The organism is Streptomyces sp. NPDC014656, assembly GCF_043084305.1.
Lineage (GTDB): Bacteria > Actinomycetota > Actinomycetes > Streptomycetales > Streptomycetaceae > Streptomyces.
Genome location: NZ_JBIBZN010000003.1, coordinates 558005 through 575337 on the forward strand (window position 1 = coordinate 558005; position 17333 = coordinate 575337).

The window sequence follows — 17333 nt, forward strand, 5'->3', positions numbered from 1 at the left end:
CCGCCGATCGCGGGTGCCCTCGTGATCGAGTACACCCGTCGACTGCCCGCCGGGCGGGGCGCCACGCGGACCGGAAGTCCCGCACGGCCCCGCGGAAGGTCCCGGCCGCGGACCGCGCGGGTCAGGCCGCGAGGAACGCCTCGATGGCCCGGGCCAGGTCCTTCGGGGTCTCCTCCGGCGGGTGGTGCCCGGCGTCGGCCAGGACTTCGAGGCGGGCGTTGGGGTACCAGCGCAGCCAGGTCGCCTCCATCGCCTCGGCGCCGAGCGCCGGGTCGTGCGCGCCGACGACCAGCAGCACGGGCGTCGGGTTGTCGCGGACCCGCTCGTGGAAGTCGGTGCCGGACCACGAGTCCAGGTAGGCGCGGAAGGCGGCCGCCGAGGAGCGGCTCACCGAGCGGTCGACGACCGCGTCCAGCCACGGGCCGGTGTGCCGGCCGCCGGTGGTGTGGTCGATGATGACCCGCCGCAGCGCCGGGTCGTCGGCGGCCCCGGCGAACAGCCGCCGGCTGTCCTCGTCGAGCGGGAAGCCCGCCGCGGAGACCGGCGAGATCCCGACGATCGAGCGGACCCGGCCGGGCGCGTCGAGCAGCATCAGCTGGGCCGCCTTGCCGCCCATGGAGTGGCCGATGACCGAGAAGGAGTCCCAGCCGAGGTCGTCGGCGACCGCCAGGGCGTCCGCGGCGACCTCCTCCATGGTGTAGGCGCCCTCGGTGTCCCAGGCCTCGCCGTAGCCGCGGCAGTCGAGGAAGGCGTAGCTGCCCGCCGCCTCGTCGAGGTGGGCGCGGAGCGGGTCGAAGCTGCTGCGGTCGCCGAACCAGTTGTGGAGGACGAGGGCCCTCCCCGGGCCGTCGCCGTGGACGTCGTACGGAAGGACCCGACCGGTCATGCTGCCCCCTGCGCGAGGTGGTGACGAGAGTGGTGGTCACGCCCGCGGCGCGCTCACGGCGGCGGACGACGACCGAGTGTGACGGCCCGGAAGCTCCGGGTCAACAGGCCGGGAGCCGTGTGGGCGACGTCTACACGCGCGCACGCGCGCGCGGCACCCGCCACGCGCGCGTGCGGGCCGCCGGGCGCCGGGGCCCTCGGGACCCGGTGCCGGGATGCGGCGGGTTTCACGGCGGGCGCATCCTGACTGTGTGACCCCGCACGGCCCGCCCCCCGGCACCCCGCCGCAAGCCCTGACGCAGGCACTGGCGGAGGCGGCCACGGACGCCGTGGAGGCGGTCGCCGGGTACGCCGGCGGGGTGTACCTGCGCTCCGGCACGGAGGGCCTGCTGCGGCTCTCGGTCCTGGCCGGGCTGCCGGGCGAGCTGTTCCGGCCCTGGTCGCGGATGCACACCAACCGGCCCTTTCCGGTCGCCGAGGTCCACCGGTCCGGGCAGTCGGTGCACCTGTCGGACGTCGAGGAGTCGATGCGGCGGTTCCCGCAGCTAGTGGCGAGCCTCCCCTTCCCGTTCGCGTCGCTGTACTCCCCCGTGGCCGCCGGCCGGGAACGCTTCGGGGTCCTCGTGGTGCTGCGGCCCCCGGCGCCGGGCCTGCCGGTCGGCCCGCGGGACCGGGAGCGGATGACCCGCGCCGGGCTGCGGCTCGGAAAGGTCCTCGCGGAGCTGGAGGCGCGCGGGACGGGCGTGCGGTGGCCCGGCGATCCGCTGTGCGTGCAGCTGCCGTCGGGCGCGGTGCCGCCGGTGCGGTTCGGCTCCTTCGACTGGGACCTGGCGGCCGGGACCGTGACCATGGACGACGGGCTGCGGTCGATCCTCGGCGTGGCCGGCCCGTCGCCGATGCCCATCGACGCGCTGACCTCGCGGCTCGAACCGGAGGACGGCTTCGCGCTGTGGGCGGCGGCCCGCCGGACGGGGTCCGCGGACGGCCGGGGCTCAGTCCGCCGGCTGCGGCTCAAGGGGCCGGACGGCGGGCTGCACCTGCTGGAGGTGTCGGCGCGCTCCCGGTTCGTCGGGGCCGACGGCCACGGGCACCTGACGGGCGCCCTGGTGGACCTGGGCACGGGGCTGGTCGGTTCGGACGCCACGGACCGGCTGCCGCGGGCGATCCTGGCGATCGACCGGCTGGGCCGCGTCACCTATGTGAACGAGCGCACCGAGCGTCTCCTCGGACGGCCGCGCGGGGCGCTGGCCGGGCGGCCTCTGTGGGAGGCGCTGCCGTGGTTCGCCCACCCGTTCCACGAGGAGCAGCTGCGGGCCGCGCTGATGTCGACGGAGCCGGTGCGCTTCCTGGCCCGCCCGGAGGACGGCGGCTGGCTGTCGGTGTCGCTGCACCCGGGCCGGGACGGCGTGACCATGGTGCTCGTCCCGGAGGAGGACCCGGCCGCGGAGCGGGGCCCGGCGCCGGGGGCCGTCCCCGCGTCCGCCGCCGCGCCGCCCCCCGTACCGCCCCCGCCCCCGTCCCCGTCCCCATCCCCGCCGCCTGTGCCACCGCCGACGCCGCCGATGCCGTCCACGCGCGCCGGGGACGGGCTGGGCCCGGAGGCCGCGCGGGCGGCGTCGCTCTACCGGCCGGTGGCGCTGGCGATCGCGCTGACGGAGGCGATGACGGCCCGGCAGGTCTCGGCGGTGGTGACCGAGGAGCTGCTGCCGGCCTTCGGCGGCCGGCAGCTGGCGATCTACCTGCTCAGCGACCGGCGGCTCTATCTGGCGTGGGAGACGGGCTTCCCGCCGGGCTTCCTGGACCGCTTCGACGGGGCGGCGCTCGACGCGCACCTGCCGGGGGTGGACGTGCTGACGTCCGGCCGGGCGATGTTCTTCGAGTCGATGGAGATCCTGGGCCAGGCCTATCCGGAGCTGCCGCTGGACGCGGAGACGGGCGCGCGGGCCTTCCTGCCGCTGATCGCCTCGGGCCGGCCGGTGGGCTCGTGCATCCTCGGCTTCGACCGGCCGCGGGACTTCGACCCGGAGGAGCGGGCCGTCCTCACCGCGCTGACCGGCCTGATCGCGCAGGCGCTGGAGCGGGCCCAGCGGTACGACACCGAGGCCGCCGTGGCGCGGGGGCTCCAGGACGCGCTCCTCCCGCACCGGCTGCCGGTGCGGGAGGGCCTGGAGACGGTGGGCCGCTATCTGCCGGGCACGCAGGGCATGGACGTGGGCGGTGACTGGTACGACGTGGTGGAGACGGCCCGGGGCGAGCTGGCGCTGGTGATCGGGGACGTGCAGGGGCACGGGGTCGCGGCGGCGGCGACGATGGGGCAGCTGCGGAGCGCGGTGCGGGCCTTCGCGCTGAGCGGGCTGCCGCCGCAGGACGTGGTGCGGGGCACCAACCGGCTCCTCATCGATCTGGACCCGGGGCAGTTCGCGAGCGCCTGCTACGTGCTCCTGGACGCGCGGACGGGGGAGGCCCAGGCGGTCCGGGCCGGGCATCCGCAGCCGCTGCTGCGGCATCCGGACGGGACGGCGGAGCTGCTGGACATCGCGGGCGGCGTGGTGCTGGGGGTGGACGGCCGCGCCGGGTATCCGGTGACGCGGCTGCGGCTGGCCGAGGGCGCGGTGCTCGCGCTGTTCACGGACGGTCTGGTGGAGCGGCCGGGCGCCGACATCGACGAGGGGGTGGAGCGGCTGCGGCGGACGCTGGCGTCGACGGGCTCGCTGCCGCTGGCGGAGGCGGCGGACCGGCTGATGCACGAGGCGGCGCGGGCCTCGGACCGGCCGGACGACATCGCCCTGCTGCTCGCCTCGCGGTGGCGGCGGCACGGCGGGTAGTTCACCCGGTCGGCGCTCACCCGGTCGGGCCGGCGGCACTGGTCGGCGGGGGTGGGCGCGGCGAGGCTGGGGAGGGTCCGTGCCGTTCGGGCCGGACGAGACGGGGCGGGCCGCGCGACGGCCGCCCGAGGCGAGGAGGTCCCGTGCAGCAGGACAAGCAGCCCGACTACCGGCCCGTGGTCTTCCGTGACCGCTCGGCGGGGTACGCGTTCCTGACGCGGTCGACCGCGACGAGCGAGCGGACCATCGAGTGGGACGACGGCAACACCTATCCGGTGATCGACGTCGAGATCTCCTCGGAGAGCCATCCGTACTTCACCGGCAAGGCGCGGAGCGTCGACCCGGAGGGCCGGATCGCCCGGTTCGAGCGCCGGTACGGCGAAGGCGACTGAGGCTCCCGGAGGCGGCCGGGAGCGGCGGGAGCGGGAATCCGGTGGATTTCCGCTCCCGCCGCCCCGTGCCGCGACGTGCCGGGTGGAGTCGGGTCAGCCCTCGACGACGCCGGACTTGGCGATCGTGATCTTGGCCTTGGTGGCGCCGGAGCCGGAGCCCAGGGCCTCGACCTGCTTCACGACGTCCTGGCCCTGGACGACCTCGCCGAAGACGACGTGCTTGCCGTCCAGCCAGTCGGTGACGACGGTGGTGATGAAGAACTGCGAACCGTTGGTGTTCTTGCCCGCGTTCGCCATCGAGAGCAGGAACGGGCGGTCGTGCTTCAGCTTGAAGTTCTCGTCCGCGAACTTCTCGCCGTAGATGCTCTTGCCGCCGGTGCCGTTCCCCGCGGTGAAGTCGCCGCCCTGCAGCATGAACTGGGGGATGACGCGGTGGAAGGAGGAGCCCTCGTAGCCGAAGCCGTGCTGGCCGGTGGCGAGCTCACGGAAGTTCTTGGCCGTGTCGGGGACGACGTCGTCGAACAGCTGGAACTCGATCCGGCCGGCCGGCTTGCCGTCGATGGTGATGTCGAAGAAAACGTTGTTGCTCATGGGGACATCCTGTCATTACCCGCGCGCGTCGCGCGCACGGGCCGCCCTCCGGCGGGTCATGACGCGCCGGTGCCCCGCGCCGTGCGGCGCGGGGCACCGGCGGCGGTGGGGTCCGGGGTCAGCGGAGTCCCTGGGCGGAGCTGTCGGCGACGGTGCTCTCCACGGTCGTGACGGTCTCGTGGAGGACGGTCGCGGCGCCCTCCTCCTGGAGGAGTCCGGTGGCCCCGCCGAGCGGGCTCTCGGCGGCGCTGGCCTGCGGCGGCGGGGTGACGAGGGCGGTGACGACGCCTGCGGCGAGGGAGGCGATGGCGAGCATGCTGCGCTTCTTCATGCCCTGGTCAACTGCTGGGGAGGGAAAGGGTTACGGGTCCCGGCCCGCCGCCCGTGTTCCGGCGGGCGGGCCGGGAGCGGGTCAGGCGCCGGCCGGAGCGGTCTCCAGGTGGACCGGGGTGCCCGTCCTGCGGGCCCGGTCGACCGCGGCGAGGCGGGCGAACTCGCCGGGGTGCATCTCCCGCCGCCATTTGTCGACGGTGCGCAGCGCGTAGGCGGTGTGCTCCGCCGGGTCGAGGACGAGGGAGGCGATCTGTTCGTCCGTCAGCTCGCCGCCGTCGAAGATGAAGCCGATGTGGTTGGCGGGCCAGTCGGCGCCGCGGTCGCCGACGAAGTGGGTGCCGAGGAGTCTCGGTTCCCCGCCGAAGACCAGGCCGGTCTCCTCCCGGCATTCCCGCACCGCCGTCTCCCAGGGGGTCTCCCCGGGGTCCATGTTCCCGCCGGGCCACTGCCAGACGTCCTCGCCGCGGGTGGCGCGGAGCTGGAGTGTGCGGCCTGCGGTGTCGGTGAAGTAGAGGCAGGAGTAGGCGGTCGCTCTGGGCAGCGTCGCGACGTACTCGACGGGCGGCAGCCAGGTGTGCGTCATGGAGGTTTCTCTCTCGACGGACCGATGGGGGCGTCCTCCATCCAAGCGGTCCGCCGCGGGCCGCCCGGCCGCTCCGGGGCCGATCACCGGATCGTGTGATCGGCTCCGGTGGTGACGAGTCCGGTCTCGTAGGCGAGGATGACGAGCTGGACCCGGTCGCGGGCTTCGAGCTTGGCGAGGAGCCGGGTGACGTAGGTCTTGACGGTGGCGAGCGTGATGTGGAGTTCGTCGGCGATCTCGGTGTTGGAGAGGCCGCGGCCGACGAGGGTGAGGACCTCCTGTTCGCGCTCGGTGGTGCGGTCGGCGACCCGGAGGGCGGCGGGCGAGGGACCGGTCCCGGGGCCGCCCCGTCCTTCGCGCGGGCGGCGGGTGAACTGCTTGATGAGGCGTCCGGTGACGCCGGGGGCGATGAGGGCGTCGCCGGAGGCGACGACGCGGACGGCGGCGAGGATGTCGGCCACGGACATGTCCTTGACCAGGAAGCCGGAGGCGCCGGCGTCGAGCGCGCCGAAGACGTCCTCGTCGGCGTCGAAGGTCGTGAGGACGACCACGCGGGCGCCGGTCTTCCCCGAGGTGATCCGCCGGGTGGCCTCGATGCCGTCGACGCCGGGCATGCGCAGGTCCATGACGACCACGTCTGCTCCGGTCTCCTCGACGAGCCGGACGGCCTCGGCGCCGTCGGAGGCCTCGCCGGCGACGAGGAGGTCGTCGGTCTCGGCGATGACCATGCGCAGGGCGGTGCGCGCCAGCGGCTGGTCGTCGGCGAGGACGACCCGGACCGGGGGCGCGGGGGCGGGGGCGGGGGCGGGGGCGGTGGTGGTGTCGCTCATGCGGGGGTGGCTCCTGGTGGGACGGGAAGGTGGGCGGTGACGCGGAACCCTCCGCCGGGGCGGGGCCCGGCGGTGAACTCCCCGTGCAGCAGTCCGACGCGCTCGCGCATGCCGACGAGGCCGTAGCCGGAGCCCGCGCCGGCCCGGTCGCGGTGGCGATCGGGGTGACGGCCGGGAGCGGGTCCGGGGTCTTCGACGGTGAGGGCGAGGGTCTCGGGGTCGCGGTGGTCGACGGTGATGGTGCAGCGGTCGGCCCCGGAGTGACGGACGACGTTGGTGACGGACTCCTGGAGGACGCGGAAGGCGGAGAGGTCGATGTCGGGCGGCAGGGGACGCGGCGCGCCGACGCGCCGGACGGTGACGCGGACCCCGGCGGCGCCGGTCGTCTCGGCGAGGCGGTCGAGCGCGGCGAGGCCCGGCGGGTCGGGCTCGGCGGGGGCGCCGGACGGTATGTCCGGCGGGGTGGCGGGCGCGTCGGCGGCGCGGAGGGCGCCGAGCATCCGCCGGAGGCCCGCGAGGGTCTCGCGGCTGGCGGTCTCGATCTCGCCGAGGGCTTCGCGGGCCAGCTCGGGCCGCTTGTCGATGACGAGGCGGGCGGCACCGGCCTGGAGGGCGACGATGCCGATGCTGTGGGCGACGGTGTCGTGCATCTCGCGGGCGATCCTGAGCCGTTCGGCGATGACGGCCTGTTCGGCGGCGCGGGTGCGGGTCTCCTCGGCGTGGAGCCGGTTCTGGCGTACGGAGCGGCCGAGGAGCCAGACGGCGCCGGCGGTGGAGAGCACGGCGAGGGCGGTGGTAGTGCCGGCGGTCCAGCCGGCGAGCAGCCGGACGGCGAGGTGGCCGAGGACGACGCCGACCGCGAGGAGGGCGGCGCGCTCGGCTTCCTTCGTCGGCCGGTGGACGGCGATGGCGTAGAGGGCGACGTCGACGGCGAGGTACTGGGCGAGCGGTATGGCGGTGACGCCCAGCGGGAAGGAGCAGAGGACCGCGGCGGCGAGGAGGTGGCCGAGGCCGGCGGTGGGCCTGCGGTCGAGGAGCGCGCTGCCGCGGAGGGCGAGGGCGGTGGCGAGGCCGAGCATGGTGAGGCCGTCCCAGCGGAGGAAGACGACGCCCACGAGCACGTCGGCCTCTTCCTGACCGGGCAGGCGCATGCGCAGGAGCACGGTGAAGAGCAGGCCGGCGAGCCAGGCGAGCGCGGCCCACCAGCCGGGCGTGACCCGTTCGCGGAGCGGCACTGCCGAGGTCGCTGACATGCGGGGATCGTAGATCGCGGGGACGTGTCGGGTCATCAGACCCAGGTTGTACGACCGGGGATGACTGCCCGTCGCGTGATTGTCGGTCCTGGTCTGATGCCCGGGGGCGGGGCGGGGCGGCACCGTGGTGGACATGATCGAAGTCAGGGAACTCACGAAGCGCTACGGCGCCACCACCGCGGTCGACGGGCTGACCTTCACCGTGCGGCCGGGCCGGGTCACCGGCTTCCTCGGGCCCAACGGCGCGGGGAAGAGCACGACGCTGCGGATGGTCCTCGGTCTGCACGCGCCGACGAGCGGCGCGGTGACGGTCGGGGGCCGGCGGTTCGCGGACCGGCCGCGCGGGCTGCGGCACGTGGGCGCGCTCCTCGACGCCGCGGACGTGCACGGCGGTCGGACGGCGCGGGCGCACCTGTCGGTCCTCGCGCGGAGCAATCGGATACCGCTCGCGCGGGTCGACGAGGTGCTGGAGGAGGTCGGGCTCGGTGCCGCGGCGCGGCGGCGGATCGGCGGCTTCTCGCTGGGGATGCGGCAGCGGCTGGGCATGGCGGGCGCCTTGCTGGGTGATCCGCCGGTGCTGCTGTTCGACGAGCCGTTGAACGGGCTGGATCCGGAGGGGGTGCGCTGGGTGCGGGAGCTGTTCAGGCGGCTCGCCGGAGAGGGGCGGACGGTGTTCGTCTCCAGCCATCTGATGAGCGAGATGGAGCACACGGCCGACGACCTGGTGGTGGTCGGCCGGGGGCGGCTGATAGCGGAGGAGAGCCTGGCGGAGTTCGCGGCGCGCGGGGCGCGGCCGAGCGTGGCGGTCGGGACGCCGGATCCGGGGGTGCTGGCGCCGCTGTTGCTGGCCTCGGGTGCGGAGGTGGTCGCGGAGGAGGGCCTGCTGACGGTGACGGGGCTGAGCGCGGCCCGGATCGGTGAGCTGGCGGCGGAGCACCGGGTGGTGCTGCACCGGTTGACCACCCGCGGGGCCTCCCTGGAGGAAGCGTTCATGGAGCTGACGGCGGAGAGCGCCGACTACACGGCAGGAGGTGCCCGGTGACGGCGTCGGTCGTTCACGTGGTGGAGCCGCGGGCCCGGTTCCGCGATCTGGTGGGGTCGGAGTGGCTGAAGCTGTGGTCGCTGCGGTCGACCGGCTGGTCGCTGTTGCTGGGCGCGCTGGCGGTGATGGCGTTCAACGTGGGCACGGCCTGGGACCACTACCGGTACTGGTTCGCGTACGACGAGGCGTCCCGGGCGGCGTTCGTGGCGGACGGGATGGCCCTGGGGGACGCGTTCACGGGGAACGCGGCGATGGTGCTGGTGCTGTGCTCGGCGGCGATGGGCGCGGTGACGGTGGTCGGCGAGTACGGCAGCGGGCAGGTGCGGACGGCCTTCGCGGCGGTGCCGGCCCGGGGGGCGCTGATATCGGCGAAGGCGCTGGTGCTCGCCGGGGTACAGGCCGGGTTCGGGGCGGTGGTCGCGGGCGGTTCGTTCGGGGCGTCGCAGGCGGTGCTGTCGCTGCGGGGCGTGGGGGTGTCGCCGGGTCATCCGGGCGCGGTGCGGCTGGTGGTGGCGTCGGCGCTGCTGGCGCCGGTGTGCGCGCTGGCGGGGATGGCGCTGGGGACGCTGGTGCGGCGCGGGGCGGCGGCGGTGGTCGGCGCGGTGGCGCTGCTGCTGTTCCTGCCGATGGTGCTGAGCGAGGAGCGGTGGCTGACGGCGGTGCTGGGGCACGGGACGCCGTTCCGGGCGTGGCAGCGGCTGGCCGGGGAAGGGCTGGCGGGTCCGTTCCCGTGGACGACGGGCGGGGCGTGGCTGGTGTACGGCGCCTGGGTCGTGGGGGCGGTGGTGGTGTCGGTGGTGACGGTGCGTCGGCGGGATCAGTGAGGCGGGTCGGGGTCGGTGCGGGTGAGGCGCCGGCGGACCCGGGTCTCGTGGACGAGGCGGCCGACGAGGGCGCTGCCGTAGACGACGAAGCCGACGCCGACGAGCCAGGACTGGAGGACGAGGACGGTGCCGAACTGGCCGTAGGTGACGGCGTTGGAGGCGATCAGGGGGGAGAAGACCAGCTGGGAGAAGATCCGCAGTCCGAGGAGGCCCAGGGCGGTGAGGACGGCGCCGGGCAGGAGGGCGCGCCAGCGGATGCGGCCGCAGAGGAGGAAGCGCTGGGACCACCAGAAGAAGAGGAAGGTGCCGATGAGGTCGCCGAGGGCGACGAGGGCGGTCACGCCGGCGGGAGCGCGTTCGGGGGCCGGGAAGGCGACGAAGAGGAGGAGGGCGACGATGAGGACGGCGAGCCAGACGACGTGCCGCCACATGGTGTGCCAGCGGGCGGTGGGGAGGTCCCAGGCACGTTCGTAGCCGGTCTGGACGGCGGAGCCGAAGGTGACGCCGAAGGCGGCGAGGGCGGCGAGGCCGAAGGCGGTGGTGCGCTGGAGGGCCTGACCGGGCTGGCCGAAGAGCTGTTCGACCTCTTCCTCGGAGACCTCGGTGACGCCGAGGCCCTGGATGAGCCAGCGGGCGAAGCCCTGGCCGCGGGAGAGGTCGGCGGCGGCCACCACGATGAGGAGGGGGACGAGGGTGAGGAGGCTGAGGGCGGCGAATCCCATGGCGCGGTGCATGAGTTCCATGGCGCGGCCGCGGTTCCAGGCGAGCCCCACGGACGAGTCGAGCAGGCGGGCGTGCAGCCGGCGGAGCCGTGGGACGTGTTCGGGCGGCGGCTGGTCGCTCGGCGTACCGGGGGTGGGGGGCATGCATGGTCCGGTACCCGCCGGAGCGGCGGGTACCGCAGTGATGGGGCCGAACGGGTGGGCCCGGGTCAGGGGAGGGGGCGGGCTCCCGGGCCCGGGGCGACGGTGACGTCACGGGCGGTGAGGACCTCGGCGTCCTCGCCGGCGCACCGGACGACGACCTGGACGGGAGAGCCGCAGGCGGTGTGGCGGATGTCCAGGGCGGGGCCCTCGGGGCCGCCGGTGTGGGTGTCGCCCCATTGCTTGAGGGCGAGCATGACGGGCCAGAGGTCGACGCCCTTGGGGGTGAGCCGGTACTCGTTGCGGGTGCGGGCGCCGGGTTCCCGGTAGGGGACGCTGCGGAGGACTCCGGCGGCGACGAGCTTGCGGAGCCGGTCGGCGAGGACGGCCTCGGAGAGGCCGATGTGGCGGTGGAAGTCGTCGTAACGGCGGACGCCGTTGAAGGCGTCGCGCAGGATGAGCAGGCTCCACTTCTCGCCCACGAGGTCCAGGGTGCGCCGGACCGAGCAGTTCTCGGTGTCCGTCTCCAGCCACTTCATCGTCACACTCTAGCCAGCTGGCTGCGTCGTTGACAGTCAGCCGGCACGAGGTCTAGCTTCGCAGTACAGAGCCAGCAGTCGCCACGGCGGCCGGGAACGACGGAGCGGAGTGGTCATGGGGCGGTCACGGACGGTCGAGTGGGAGGACGCCGGGGCCACCGCGCGGGCGGCGGCGTCGATGGCGGGGCTCGACTTCCTGCGCGAGATGATCGCGGGCCGGCTGCCGGGCCCGCCGATCGCGGCGCTGCTCGGGTTCTCCCTGGAGGAGGCCGAGCACGGGCGGGCGGTCTTCGTCCTGGAGCCGGGCGAGGAGCACTACAACCCGATCGGCAGCGTGCACGGCGGGGTCTACGCCACGCTGCTCGACTCGGCGGCGGGGTGCGCGGTGCACACCACGCTCCCGCGGGGCACCGCCTACACCTCGCTCGACCTGCAGACCCGCTTCCTGCGTCCGATCACGACGGACACGGGCAAGGTACGGGCCGTCGGCACGGTCATCTCGCAGGGCCGGCGCACCGCGCTCGCGGAGGCGGGGCTGTACGACGGGCAGGACCGGCTCCTCGCCCACGCCACCAGCACCTGCATGCTCTTCCCGGTTCCCGGCCGGGAGACGGGCGACGGCGCTCGCGCCTGACGCCCGGCGCGCGCCCGTCCGGTCAGCGCTGGACGAGGACCGGGCGGGCGCGGGTACAGCGGTCGGGAGCCGCGTCCGGGGCCGCGGTGGCCTGGAGGGCGGCGCTGACCAGGGTGGCGAGCAGGTCGATGTCGGACCCCGCGTCGAGCAGGACCGTCACCCAGCCGGACCCGGCCCGGAGCCGTACCGCGGTGGAGTTCTGGAGGGCGGGCCGCAGCCTGGCGACCATCGCGCGGGTGAGGTGGACGTCGGCCTCGTGCTCGCCGTGGAAGTGGACGATCTCCTCCGTCGCCGTCCCGAGACCGAGTTCCGCACCGCAGTGCGCACGGCCACGGGTCAGCGAGGGCCAGCTCATCAGACGTTCACTGGCATGCCTGGCCGTGTTCATACGAGGAGCGTGCCGGGCTCCGGGGCGCGGCACAAGCGTCCTGGCGAAAGAATCCCGTCGAGGCCGGAAACCGTCGGCCGGCGAGGGCGGGGTGACGGATTGTCACCACCGTGGGTGGGGTCGGGGAAGCGTTCCGTCACCGCCTCCGGGTCAGGTCGCCGGGCGGCTGCGGACGCGGGCCGCGAGGACGGCGACGTCGTCCTCCGCGTGGTGGGCGTCGAGCCGGGCGAGGACCTCGTCGACGACCCGTTCCGGTCCGGGGTCCGGGGGCAGCCGGAGCCCCGCCAGCCGGGCCAGCGAGACGTCGATGTCCTCGCCCCTGCGCTCGACCAGGCCGTCGGTGAAGAGCAGCAGCGTGTCGCCCTCGGCCAGTGGCCGGGTGACGGGCTCGTAGCCACCGACGCCGGTGCCCAGCGGCGGGCCGACGGGCAGGTCCACGAGTTCGGCCGAGCCGTCCGCTCCGAAGACCGCCGGCGGGAGGTGGCCCGCGCCGGCGAAGGTCGCGGTGCCGCGCCCCGGGTCCACCCGGACCAGGAGGCAGGTCGCCGGGCGGCGGGCGCCGTCCTCGGCGACGACCGCGTCCAGATGACGCAGCACCCGGTGGGGCGGCAGGTCGGTGGCGGCCACCTCGCGGAGCGCGGAGCGGTAGGCGTTCATGTCGACGGCCGCGTCGAGGCCGTGGCCCATGACGTCGCCGACGACGAGCAGGCTCCGGCCGAAGTGGAGCCGTACCGTCTCGAACCAGTCGCCGCCGACCAGGGTCCGGGGCCCGGCGGGCAGATAGCGGCCGGCGATCTCCAGGTTGGGGTGGGGCCTGCCGGGTTCGGCGACGAGTGCCCGCTGGAGGTGGAGGGCGGTGTCCTCGGTGGCGGCGAGCCGCCGGGCGTGCCGGAGGTGACGGGCGGCGAGCCGTGCCGCCTGCCGCAGCACGACGAGGTCGTCCTCGGTGTACGGCTGCGCGGGACGGGCGACCGTGACCGTGCCCAGGGGGCGCTCGCGGTCCACGGCGAGCGGGACGGTCAGCGCGTGGACGGCCTCCTCCCCGCCGTGCGCCGGCGGGGAGGGAGGTGCGGGGGCCGGACCGGCGCCCTCGGCGCTCGCGGGCGTCAGCTCGACGGTGGCGGTACCGCCGGGGTGCCGGGCGAGGAAGGCGGTGAGTTCGCGGCAGGTGGTGGTCTCGTCGAGCGTGGTGCCGATGGAGCCGATCGCCGCGGCCAGGGCCTCGGCGAGACGCCGCCCGGCCGCCCCGGCGGACGCCCGCCCGGGGACGACCGGGGTGGGAGGGGGTGCCTCTCCTCGTTCCGCCACGACACCTCCACCGCCGTGCGGCCATCGGGCGGGCGACGGGCGCCCGCTCACCCCATTGCACCAGCGGGCGGCGTTCCGCGCACGGTGCGCACCGGCGCGGGGAACGGTTGTGCGGCGATGCGGGATCTGATCACGTACGGCCCGAGGCTACCGGTCGGTACTCTTCTTCGCTCCCCCGCCCCGCGCCCGTCCCCCTACCGGCTGTACGGTCCCGGGCCGGGCGAATTAGCGTGGGGCCCATGGAACTCCTGGGAGACATCGCCCCCGACCGCCCGCTGCTCGTCCTCGCCGTCAAGGAGGAGGCGCAGTTCCTCGACACGGCCCTGCCCGTGCTCCTCACCGGGATGGGCAAGGTGAACGCGGCGACCGCGCTCGCCACCGCCCTGGCCCGGGGGCCGCGTCCCTCGGGCATCGTCAACCTCGGCACCGCCGGCGCCCTGCGCTCCGGCTGGACGGGCACGCACGTCGTCGGCACGGTCGTCCAGCACGACCTGGACGGCGAGCTCCTCGCGACGCTGACCGGCGAGACGTACGGCGCCCCCATCGCCCTCCCCGACGGCGGTGACGTGGTCCTCGCCACCGGTGACGCGTTCATCTCCGACGAGGCCGCCCGGGCGCGGCTGGCCGAGCGGGCCCCCCTGGTCGACATGGAGGGGTACGCCCTGGCCGCCGCCGCGGAGCTCGCCGGGGTGCCGCTGCGGATCGTGAAGCACGTGAGCGACGAGGCCGGCGACGGCGCCGACCGCACCTGGCGCGAGTCGGTCGCCGCCTGCTCCCGCGAGCTGGCCGACTGGGCCGCCGCCCACATCCCGGCGTACCGCGCCTGACGCCGTCCCCGCCGCCGCCTCAGCCCAGCGGCAGTTCCAGGAAGGACGCGGCCTCGGGCGGCGAGCCGAGTCCGGTCTGCGTCCAGGTGACGGAGGCGTCCCCGTACAACGGGTCCTTGCTGTCGACGACGAGCATCAGCCGGTGGCCGGCGGGGATGTCGTACGAGGCGGCCTGGAGGCGCCAGGTGACGGTGGTGTCCCGGTCGGGCGTCAGGTCGTGGGCGTTGAGCGGTTCGTGGGTGATGATGCGGGCCGTGTCGTCCTCGGCGACGTCGAAGAGGTGGGCGATGAGACCGGCCGCGGAGACGGTGGAGCGGACGGTGAGGCGGAGCCTCGGTACGCCGCGGACGCGCCGGCCGACGGGGCCGCCGTCCGCCGGGACGAGGGGCGCGGTGGTCCAGGCGAGGGCGTGCCGCCGGTCGATCTTGCGGGTGTCGTAGATCTTGGGGTCGCCCCTCCATTCGGCCTGGCCGGTCCTGAGCAGTTCGCCCATCGCGGTGGCCTCCGTGTCGACGCCCGCGAGGAAGGTGCGGCGCCAGCCGGTCGTCTCCCCGTCCTCCCCGGGGGCGACGAGCCGGCCGTCGGTGCCGCCGGCCCCCTCGCCGGTGAGGCCGAGGAACTCGTGGCCGACGGTGACGTCCTGCCAGGTGGGCCGGGATTCGCGGACGGCGGGTTCGACGATCCGCCGGGCGCCGGTGGGCCGTCCGGTGACCGGGTCGGTCGCGGGCTCGGTGACGTACGTGAACATCACCTGGCCGCAGACCTCGTCCCACTCCTCCACGCCGTTGCGCTCGCCCTTGAGGTGGTGGTCGAGCCAGGCGTACGCCTCGTCCAGGACGGGGTCGGGGGCGCCGGGCGTGGTGCCGAGGAGGCCGGCTCCCTCGGGGGCGGCGTGGTCGCCGATCCAGAGGTTGAGCCGCTTGGGGACGCGGAGCCGGTCGAAGGTGTCGACGGCCTCGTTGACCGCGAAGAGGCTCTCGTGCCAGGTGTTCGAGAAGAAGGTGGGGGTGCCGTGCTCGTCGGTAAGGTCGGTGTACGTCTCCGGGGAGCGGCGCTCGCCCCAGCGGACGACCGCGTCGAGGTTCCGGTCGTTGAGGAAGTCGTCCAGGATCCGCCGGTTCTCCTCGTCGAACTTCTCCTCCACGGGTCCGCCGGTGAAGCCGATGAGGGCCTTCACCGCGGCCAGGTGGCGGGTCCTGTTCTCGTACAGGCTGGTGGCGAGGTTGCCCCAGGTGCTGAGGGCGACGACGGCGGCGACCCGTTCGTCGTGGGCGGCGACGAGCTGGCTGATGCCGGAGCCGTAGGACTCGCCCAGGAAGCCGGTGACGGCGGGGGCGAACCGCTCGATGCCGAAGTCGACGACGGTGGAGCCGTCGGCCACGTCGCGCGGGCCGGCGACGTCGACGTACCCCTCCGAGGTGGTGGGGAGCCCGGGGATGCCGAGGCCGCGCGGGGTGTAGGCGAGGACGTGGTAGCCGCGCAGGGCGAGGGCGATGTAGGCGCCGGGGAAGAGGCCCCAGCCGAAGGGGGTCCAGCCGGAGGGGACGACGACGAGGGGGTGGGGGCCCGGGGCGAGCTGCCGCAGGCTGAAGGCGGAGAGGCGGTGGCCGTCGTCGGTCTCGATCCGGTGGTAGCCCGGCAGGGCGAGGCCGCGCACGCGCGCGACCCGTTCGGCGAGTCCGGCGGGGAGCGTCTCCCCGGCGGTCGCGCCGTCGGCGAGGAGGGCGGTGAGGACGGTCTGGCCGAAGCGGACGGCCCCGGGGTGGACCGTCCCGCCGGAGGCCCACAGGCCGTCGGCGGCGACGCGGTCCGCGTCGGCCTCGGTGAGGGCCGTCCCGGCCCCGGGGAATCCCGGGAACTCCTCGGACGGGCCGTCGGGGGTGGAGCTGGGCTGGGGCACGTGCACCCGTTCCTCTCGACTGGAGTGTGACTGTCCGTCATACGGACGCACGCAAGCCTCACGTATCGGGAAGGGAGCGGCCAGAGCGCACGAAGGGCGCACGGGTCACGCAAGGGGGCGGGAACGACCCAGTCCGCCGCGAACTCGGCGTTTGAGAGCGGACGGAGTCGTTCCGGAGGTGGTCAGCGCGGTCCCTCCGGCGCGGTCGTCCCGCCGGTGCTGACGATGAGCAGCGCGGCGACGTCGTCGTCGAGCCCGCCGGCGCCGTAGGCGGCGAGATCCCGGTGCAGAAGCTCGGGGACCTGCTCGGAGGGGGCCCCGGACCACTGGCGGGCGCGCTCCTCCAGCGGGTAGAAGGCGCCGGAGCGGTCGCGGGTCTCGCTGACGCCGTCGGTGTAGAGCAGCAGCCGGTCCCCGGGGCCGAAGGGGAACTCCTCGACGTGGTGGCGGGAGTCGGCGAGACCGGTGAGGTTGAGCGGCAGCGAGGGGTCGGCGACGTCGACGGTGGTGACGTCGGTGCCGTGCTGGAGGAGCGGGGCGGGGTGGCCGCAGTTGAGGAGGCGGGCGGTGCCGGTGCCCTCGGGGAGTTCGACGAGGACGACGGTGGCGAAGCGTTCGGCGGCGTCGGAGTCGGGGTCCCAGGCGGCGTACCGGGCCAGGCCCTCGTCGAGCCGGTCGGCGAGCGCGGGCAGGTCGGGGGCGTCGTACGCGGTGGAGCGGAAGGCGCCGAGCAGGACGGAGGCCGTCTCGACGGCCCCGAGGCCCTTGCCCTGGACGTCGCCGAGCATGATCCGTACGGCTCCGGGGATCTGCACGGCCTCGTAGAAGTCGCCGCCGATGCGGGCCTTGGCCGCGGCGGCGACGTACAGCAGGTGGAGTTCGACGGGGCCGAGGCGGGGCGGGGGCGGACGGAGCACCACGCGCTGGACGACGTCGGCGACGGCGGTCACCTCGGCGAGGTCCCGCTCGTAGCGGGTGCGGACCGCGCTGACCCAGGCGGAGGCGGTGGTGACGCCGAGGATGAGGCCCTCGCTCGCGAGCAGTTCGGCGCCGGGTTCGCCCCGGCCCGCGACGAGCAGGGCCCTCAGGGCCATCGCGAGGAGGCCCATGCCGATGGTGGCCCGTACGCTCCAGGTGGCGGCGGCGAGCGCCGGGACGGTGATGAGGAGCCGGTCGACGCGCTCGGAGTCGGGGGTGACGAGGTCCACGGCGACGACCAGGACCATGACCAGGACGGGCAGGGCACGGCCGAGGTTGACCTGGGTCCGGGACCCGGTGGCGGGCCGGGGCCGGGGCCGGGAACCAGCTGCGCGCAT

18 protein-coding genes are annotated in these 17333 nt (G+C 75.1%); 6 read left to right on the plus strand and 12 right to left on the minus strand.

Translation table 11 applies throughout. The features are described 5' to 3' along the window. Positions 1-121: 121 nt before the first annotated feature. Positions 122-886 carry an alpha/beta fold hydrolase gene (locus ACF1ED_RS09785; protein WP_391758389.1) on the minus strand — a complete coding sequence of 255 codons (765 nt, stop codon included), beginning with the start codon at positions 884-886 and terminating at the stop codon, positions 122-124. 214 nt (positions 887-1100) lie between these two features. On the opposite strand from ACF1ED_RS09785, the gene ACF1ED_RS09790 reads away from it, so the two are divergent. Both ACF1ED_RS09790 and ACF1ED_RS09795 read left to right on the plus strand, forming a co-directional pair. Further along, positions 1101-3710: a SpoIIE family protein phosphatase gene (locus ACF1ED_RS09790; RefSeq protein WP_391758391.1), complete on the plus strand. Its 2610-nt coding sequence runs from the start codon at positions 1101-1103 to the stop codon at positions 3708-3710. 143 nt (positions 3711-3853) lie between these two features. Beyond that, entirely contained in the window at positions 3854-4102 is a 249-nt protein-coding gene (locus tag ACF1ED_RS09795; RefSeq protein WP_391758393.1) for a type B 50S ribosomal protein L31, read from the plus strand. Between the two features lie 93 nt (positions 4103-4195). On the opposite strand, the gene ACF1ED_RS09800 is transcribed toward ACF1ED_RS09795, so the two are convergent. The 5 genes from ACF1ED_RS09800 to ACF1ED_RS09820 form a co-directional block, all read right to left on the minus strand. Continuing rightward, complete coding sequence (locus tag ACF1ED_RS09800) at positions 4196-4693, minus strand: peptidylprolyl isomerase (RefSeq protein ID WP_391758395.1); 498 nt, start codon at positions 4691-4693, stop codon at positions 4196-4198. A gap of 118 nt (positions 4694-4811) precedes the next feature. Next, positions 4812-5024: a hypothetical protein gene (locus ACF1ED_RS09805; protein WP_242483824.1), complete on the minus strand. Its 213-nt coding sequence runs from the start codon at positions 5022-5024 to the stop codon at positions 4812-4814. Positions 5025-5105: 81 nt separating this feature from the next. Continuing rightward, the gene (locus ACF1ED_RS09810; protein ID WP_391758397.1) at positions 5106-5609 is read right to left on the minus strand and encodes an NUDIX domain-containing protein; all 504 of its coding nucleotides are present in this window, start codon (positions 5607-5609) and stop codon (positions 5106-5108) included. Between the two features lie 83 nt (positions 5610-5692). Further along, on the minus strand, positions 5693-6439 hold the full coding sequence (locus ACF1ED_RS09815) for a response regulator (protein ID WP_391758399.1): 747 nt from the start codon (positions 6437-6439) through the stop codon (positions 5693-5695). Then, positions 6436-7692 (minus strand): sensor histidine kinase, encoded by a 1257-nt coding sequence (locus ACF1ED_RS09820; protein WP_391758401.1) that lies wholly within the window; start codon positions 7690-7692, stop codon positions 6436-6438. The genes ACF1ED_RS09815 and ACF1ED_RS09820 overlap by 4 nt, the downstream gene beginning before the upstream one ends. Before the next feature lie 133 nt (positions 7693-7825). On the opposite strand from ACF1ED_RS09820, the gene ACF1ED_RS09825 reads away from it, so the two are divergent. Both ACF1ED_RS09825 and ACF1ED_RS09830 read left to right on the plus strand, forming a co-directional pair. Further along, a complete protein-coding gene (locus tag ACF1ED_RS09825) occupies positions 7826-8734 on the plus strand; it encodes an ABC transporter ATP-binding protein (protein WP_391758403.1) in 909 nt (302 codons plus the stop codon). Beyond that, positions 8731-9558 carry an ABC transporter permease gene (locus ACF1ED_RS09830; protein ID WP_391758405.1) on the plus strand — a complete coding sequence of 276 codons (828 nt, stop codon included), beginning with the start codon at positions 8731-8733 and terminating at the stop codon, positions 9556-9558. Before ACF1ED_RS09825 ends, ACF1ED_RS09830 begins: the two co-directional genes overlap by 4 nt. On the opposite strand, the gene ACF1ED_RS09835 is transcribed toward ACF1ED_RS09830, so the two are convergent. Beyond that, positions 9552-10424 (minus strand): YhjD/YihY/BrkB family envelope integrity protein, encoded by an 873-nt coding sequence (locus tag ACF1ED_RS09835; protein WP_391758407.1) that lies wholly within the window; start codon positions 10422-10424, stop codon positions 9552-9554. The genes ACF1ED_RS09830 and ACF1ED_RS09835 overlap by 7 nt on opposite strands. A 65-nt stretch (positions 10425-10489) precedes the next feature. Then, positions 10490-10960: a winged helix-turn-helix transcriptional regulator gene (locus ACF1ED_RS09840; protein ID WP_391758409.1), complete on the minus strand. Its 471-nt coding sequence runs from the start codon at positions 10958-10960 to the stop codon at positions 10490-10492. 115 nt (positions 10961-11075) lie between these two features. Here ACF1ED_RS09840 and ACF1ED_RS09845 point away from each other — a divergent pair, with 115 nt between their 5' ends. Further along, positions 11076-11594, plus strand: coding sequence for a PaaI family thioesterase (locus ACF1ED_RS09845; RefSeq protein ID WP_391758411.1), 519 nt, complete (start codon positions 11076-11078; stop codon positions 11592-11594). A gap of 22 nt (positions 11595-11616) precedes the next feature. Here the strand turns inward: ACF1ED_RS09845 and ACF1ED_RS09850 are convergent, their stop codons facing one another. Both ACF1ED_RS09850 and ACF1ED_RS09855 read right to left on the minus strand, forming a co-directional pair. After that, a complete protein-coding gene (locus ACF1ED_RS09850; protein ID WP_391758413.1) occupies positions 11617-11982 on the minus strand; it encodes a luciferase family protein in 366 nt (121 codons plus the stop codon). Positions 11983-12132: 150 nt separating this feature from the next. Next, entirely contained in the window at positions 12133-13290 is a 1158-nt protein-coding gene (locus ACF1ED_RS09855; protein WP_391758415.1) for a PP2C family protein-serine/threonine phosphatase, read from the minus strand. A gap of 239 nt (positions 13291-13529) precedes the next feature. Here ACF1ED_RS09855 and ACF1ED_RS09860 point away from each other — a divergent pair, with 239 nt between their 5' ends. Further along, positions 13530-14117 carry a nucleosidase gene (locus ACF1ED_RS09860; RefSeq protein WP_391758417.1) on the plus strand — a complete coding sequence of 196 codons (588 nt, stop codon included), beginning with the start codon at positions 13530-13532 and terminating at the stop codon, positions 14115-14117. 19 nt (positions 14118-14136) lie between these two features. Here the strand turns inward: ACF1ED_RS09860 and ACF1ED_RS09865 are convergent, their stop codons facing one another. Beyond that, positions 14137-16017 carry a CocE/NonD family hydrolase C-terminal non-catalytic domain-containing protein gene (locus tag ACF1ED_RS09865; protein WP_391758419.1) on the minus strand — a complete coding sequence of 627 codons (1881 nt, stop codon included), beginning with the start codon at positions 16015-16017 and terminating at the stop codon, positions 14137-14139. Between the two features lie 182 nt (positions 16018-16199). After that, a complete protein-coding gene (locus ACF1ED_RS09870) occupies positions 16200-17333 on the minus strand; it encodes a PP2C family protein-serine/threonine phosphatase (RefSeq protein WP_391758421.1) in 1134 nt (377 codons plus the stop codon).

Bases quoted from the DNA above. Each gene is read 5' to 3' on its own strand.
- ACF1ED_RS09835 (WP_391758407.1), bottom strand. From the start codon at position 10,424: ATGCCCCCCACCCCCGGTACGCCGAGCGACCAGCCGCCGCCCGAACAC.
- ACF1ED_RS09870 (WP_391758421.1), bottom strand. From the start codon at position 17,333: ATGCGCGCAGCTGGTTCCCGGCCCCGGCCCCGGCCCGCCACCGGGTCC.
- ACF1ED_RS09825 (WP_391758403.1), top strand. From the start codon at position 7,826: ATGATCGAAGTCAGGGAACTCACGAAGCGCTACGGCGCCACCACCGCG.
- ACF1ED_RS09805 (WP_242483824.1), bottom strand. From the start codon at position 5,024: ATGAAGAAGCGCAGCATGCTCGCCATCGCCTCCCTCGCCGCAGGCGTC.
- ACF1ED_RS09850 (WP_391758413.1), bottom strand. From the start codon at position 11,982: ATGAACACGGCCAGGCATGCCAGTGAACGTCTGATGAGCTGGCCCTCG.
- ACF1ED_RS09810 (WP_391758397.1), bottom strand. From the start codon at position 5,609: ATGACGCACACCTGGCTGCCGCCCGTCGAGTACGTCGCGACGCTGCCC.
- ACF1ED_RS09820 (WP_391758401.1), bottom strand. From the start codon at position 7,692: ATGTCAGCGACCTCGGCAGTGCCGCTCCGCGAACGGGTCACGCCCGGC.
- ACF1ED_RS09845 (WP_391758411.1), top strand. From the start codon at position 11,076: ATGGGGCGGTCACGGACGGTCGAGTGGGAGGACGCCGGGGCCACCGCG.
- ACF1ED_RS09790 (WP_391758391.1), top strand. From the start codon at position 1,101: ATGCGGCGGGTTTCACGGCGGGCGCATCCTGACTGTGTGACCCCGCAC.
- ACF1ED_RS09785 (WP_391758389.1), bottom strand. From the start codon at position 886: ATGACCGGTCGGGTCCTTCCGTACGACGTCCACGGCGACGGCCCGGGG.
- ACF1ED_RS09800 (WP_391758395.1), bottom strand. From the start codon at position 4,693: ATGAGCAACAACGTTTTCTTCGACATCACCATCGACGGCAAGCCGGCC.
- ACF1ED_RS09860 (WP_391758417.1), top strand. From the start codon at position 13,530: ATGGAACTCCTGGGAGACATCGCCCCCGACCGCCCGCTGCTCGTCCTC.
- ACF1ED_RS09815 (WP_391758399.1), bottom strand. From the start codon at position 6,439: ATGAGCGACACCACCACCGCCCCCGCCCCCGCCCCCGCCCCCGCGCCC.
- ACF1ED_RS09840 (WP_391758409.1), bottom strand. From the start codon at position 10,960: ATGAAGTGGCTGGAGACGGACACCGAGAACTGCTCGGTCCGGCGCACC.